The 3,508-nt window shown below is 53.8% G+C and carries 5 protein-coding genes; 3 read left to right on the forward strand and 2 right to left on the reverse strand.

Annotated elements, in window-relative coordinates; genetic code table 11:
• Positions 1-400 (forward strand): hypothetical protein (locus AAC035_RS19670; protein ID WP_339806816.1); only part of this gene is annotated, 400 nt, incomplete at its 5' end.
• A 213-nt stretch (positions 401-613) separates the two neighbouring features.
• On the forward strand, positions 614-1,216 hold the full coding sequence (locus tag AAC035_RS19675; protein WP_339806820.1) for an HD domain-containing protein: 603 nt from the start codon (positions 614-616) through the stop codon (positions 1,214-1,216).
• Between the two features lie 94 nt (positions 1,217-1,310).
• On the opposite strand, the gene AAC035_RS19680 is transcribed toward AAC035_RS19675, so the two are convergent.
• A complete protein-coding gene (locus AAC035_RS19680) occupies positions 1,311-1,748 on the reverse strand; it encodes an Rrf2 family transcriptional regulator (protein WP_339806817.1) in 438 nt (145 codons plus the stop codon).
• A gap of 236 nt (positions 1,749-1,984) precedes the next feature.
• The gene (locus AAC035_RS19685; RefSeq protein WP_339806818.1) at positions 1,985-2,200 is read right to left on the reverse strand and encodes a hypothetical protein; all 216 of its coding nucleotides are present in this window, start codon (positions 2,198-2,200) and stop codon (positions 1,985-1,987) included.
• A 225-nt stretch (positions 2,201-2,425) separates the two neighbouring features.
• Here AAC035_RS19685 and moaA point away from each other — a divergent pair, with 225 nt between their 5' ends.
• Positions 2,426-3,418, forward strand: a complete 993-nt coding sequence (gene moaA, locus AAC035_RS19690; protein WP_339806819.1) for a GTP 3',8-cyclase MoaA — start codon at positions 2,426-2,428, stop codon at positions 3,416-3,418.
• Positions 3,419-3,508 lie beyond the last annotated feature (90 nt).

The following is a 3,508-nucleotide window of genomic DNA, read 5'->3' on the forward strand; positions in this document are numbered from 1 at the left end:
CTCTGCGGCCATCACACAAAATGTATTCATCTTTGGTGGTCTGAAATATCTGACTGATGATGTTGATGTGACAGCTCTTCATGTCGGCGGTGCTTACCGTCACGGTCTTGACGCCAAGACCGATCTGTGGGGCGGCGTAACCATCGAATACCAGGATTACGACTTCCCTCGCGGCTCCTTTGACGACACCGCTCTTGGTCTGCGCGGTGGCCTGCGTCACCAGCTGACCAACGAACTGGAAATCGGCGGCGGCCTGCGCGTCATCACCGGTGACCTGGATTATGTTGGTGTGACCGGTACAGCACGTTATGCCATTGAGCGTAACTTCAAGCTGTTCGCCGAAGTTGACGTCTATGACGGTGACCTCGGCCTGCTCGGCGGTGTTACCTTCGAATTCTGATAGCGCTGACTGTACAGAATATTGAGAAAGCCGGGCCTCGAGCCCGGCTTTTTTGTGCGTGAAATTTCCGGACACAAACCCACTCTGAACCGATCTGTCACCTCCCGCGCCAGAAGGCATGGATTTTTCGGGTGGTTCAGGCGTATACTGAATCGATACCACGCACCAACAATCATAAGAATCCTGCTGATCGGGAGTACAGATATGAACGATATGACCACCGCAAAACCTGACACCGCTGCTTTCACCGACATGAAGGAAAGCACCAAGGAACAGTGGGATCAGATCGGAGACTGTTTCCGTGGTTTCTCCAAAGAGCTGCCTGACCGGGTAATGGATCACCTGAAGTTGCTGGCCGGCGATTTTGGCGGATTCAGTGTGGATCGCCTGACCCACTGCCTGCAGACTGCCACCCTTGCCCATCGTGACGGTAAGGACGAGGAATATGTAGTCTGTGCCCTGTTGCACGATATCGGTGACACATTGGGCACCTTTAACCATGCAGATATTGCAGCCGTGATTCTTGAGCCGTTCGTCTCGGAAGAGAACCACTGGATGGTGAAGCATCACGCCATTTTCCAGGGCTACTATTTCTTCCATCACCTGGGCATGGATCGCAACATGCGCGAACAGTATCGCGACCACCCCTACTACGAACGCACTCTGGAGTTCGTCAGCAAGTACGACTCGCCGGCGTTCAATCCGGAAGCGGAAACCCTGCCCATGGAGTTTTTTGAGCCCATGGTCCGCCGGGTTATGGCGAAGCCCAAGCGCTCGTTGTACAAGAAGATGTCCGATTCCATGGAAAGCGCCTGATTAACAAGGGCGCCTTATAGCTGAGCCATGGCTCAGTCCAGCAAAAAGCCCGGTGATGTGACCGGGCTTTTTGCTTTATGGATACTGACCCGAGTCAGGCTATTTGCAGCAGTCGCAACAGTTGGGGCTGATGCTTTTCTGGCAGAATATCGTCCAGAGTATAGTTGTCGAGGGTTTTCAGAAACGCCTCCAGCGCCTCTGTAAATACCGATTTCAAACCGCACACCGGGGTAATCACGCATTTCCCATTAGGCGATTGACACTCCACAAGCGTCAGATCCTGCTCGGTCTCGCGGATCAGCACGCCAATATTAATGGTATTGGGGTGTCGGTGCAGACGCATGCCGCCACTCTTGCCACGAACCGTCTCGATGTAGCCCTTACGATTCAGCTGGTGCACCACCTTCATAAGGTGATTTCTCGAAATATCATAACTTTCGGCAATTTCCTGGATCGTCGTCAGACGATCCTGGCGTACCGACAGATAGATCAGCACCCGCAAAGAGTAATCGGTGTATCGGGTAATGTGCATCTAAAACTCCTGGACCCGGCTGCGGAGCTGTATGCCCCACGAGCTTGACTAGACGGCCTGCTTAGCAGGAACAGTACAACAAATATAAACCATACATCGAGCAGCACGAACGGGGTCACCGGTACGAATGTTCCTGCCAATTCAAACACCAGCTGATATACGCAAGTATCCGATAGTTGGTTCTGTCTGCATTGATCTCAGACATACTTTTCAGATACAGAACTGCAAAACCATACTCAATGTAAAGGTCGGCCCAGACTTTTCAAAGATACCAGTCGCATCACATAGGAGAGTTTAAGCAAGGTGGCGAATAATAAAGTCGCGATGTGAGCGGCAATCTGCACCGGCAGGCTCAGCAGGTCCGCCATCGGGTAGGCCAGCAGCACTGTTATGGCGACGCCCAGTAACGATATCAACAACAGCGAGTTGGCGAGTTTGAGCATGGCAGGCATAGTGGCACCTATTAAGATGTAATTTATTTAAATCTTATGTTAGGTGATTGGCTGACCGCCCGCAAGCAAACCCGCTCACCAGTACAGGAGACCTGGTGGCGTACTCCCGGCGAGGTATGGGATTAAACCCACAGTTTTGCCATACTGACCGCAGTGTCATATGAGTGCTGAACCGAGCACCCAGGGAAGTCCGCAATGCAGCGAGCACGAGGGGAAACCAGACCGATGCCCGAAAAAGCACTCACAGACCGTTTCGGTCGTACCGTCAATTACGTGCGCCTGTCCGTGACTGATCGATGTGATTTTCGATGTGTCTATTGCATGGCGGAGGAAATGACCTTCCTGCCACGGCAGCAGGTGCTGACGCTGGAAGAAATCGCCCGTCTGGCAAGAACCTTCACCGCCCTGGGCACCGAGAAAATCCGCCTCACCGGCGGCGAACCACTGGTTCGCAGAGACATCCTCGAACTGGTGCGGGAAATCGGCGGCTACGGTCTGAAAGACTTTGCCATGACCACCAACGGCAGCCAGTTGCCCCAGATGGCCGATGATCTCAGAAAGGCCGGCTTACACCGCCTGAACATCAGTCTGGATTCCCTCGACGAGGACAAGTTCCGGCGCATTACCCGCACGGGCAAACTGTCCCAGGTGCTGGACGGTATTGATGCCGCCTGCGAAGCGGGCTTTACCGGGATCAAGCTCAACACGGTGGTAATGAAAGGCCGTAACGATGAGGAAATTCCAGATTTGGTGGACTTCGCCCGCCGCAAGGGTATCGACATCACCTTTATCGAGGAAATGCCGCTGGGAGAAATCTCTGAGCATGACCGGGGTGAAGCCTTCTGCAGCAGTGATGAAGTGCGCGACATCATTCTCCAGAAGCATGATCTGGTAGCCACAACCAAAGACTCCGGGGGGCCGGCCCGTTATTACCAGATACCCGGATCCTCAACACGGGTCGGTTTCATTTCTCCCCACTCCCACAATTTCTGCGCTACCTGTAACCGTGTACGGGTAACCGTTGAGGGACGTCTGCTGCTTTGCCTAGGTAATGAGCATTCAGTGGATCTGCGGCGGGTACTGCGGGGCCACCCGGTCACCGACGACAAGCTCCGCGAGACCATTATCAACGCCATGGACCTGAAGCCGGAGCGGCATCATTTTTCGACAAACGGAGAGGTTCAGATTCTCCGGTTCATGAATATGACCGGAGGCTGAGGCGGGGAGTTGTGCAAACTGCGACCCTCGGAGTTCTCATCCTTCGACAGGCTCAGGATGAACGGCATTGGGGATGAACGGCATTGGGGA

This window comes from uncultured Marinobacter sp. (assembly GCF_963974375.1).
Taxonomy (GTDB): domain Bacteria; phylum Pseudomonadota; class Gammaproteobacteria; order Pseudomonadales; family Oleiphilaceae; genus Marinobacter.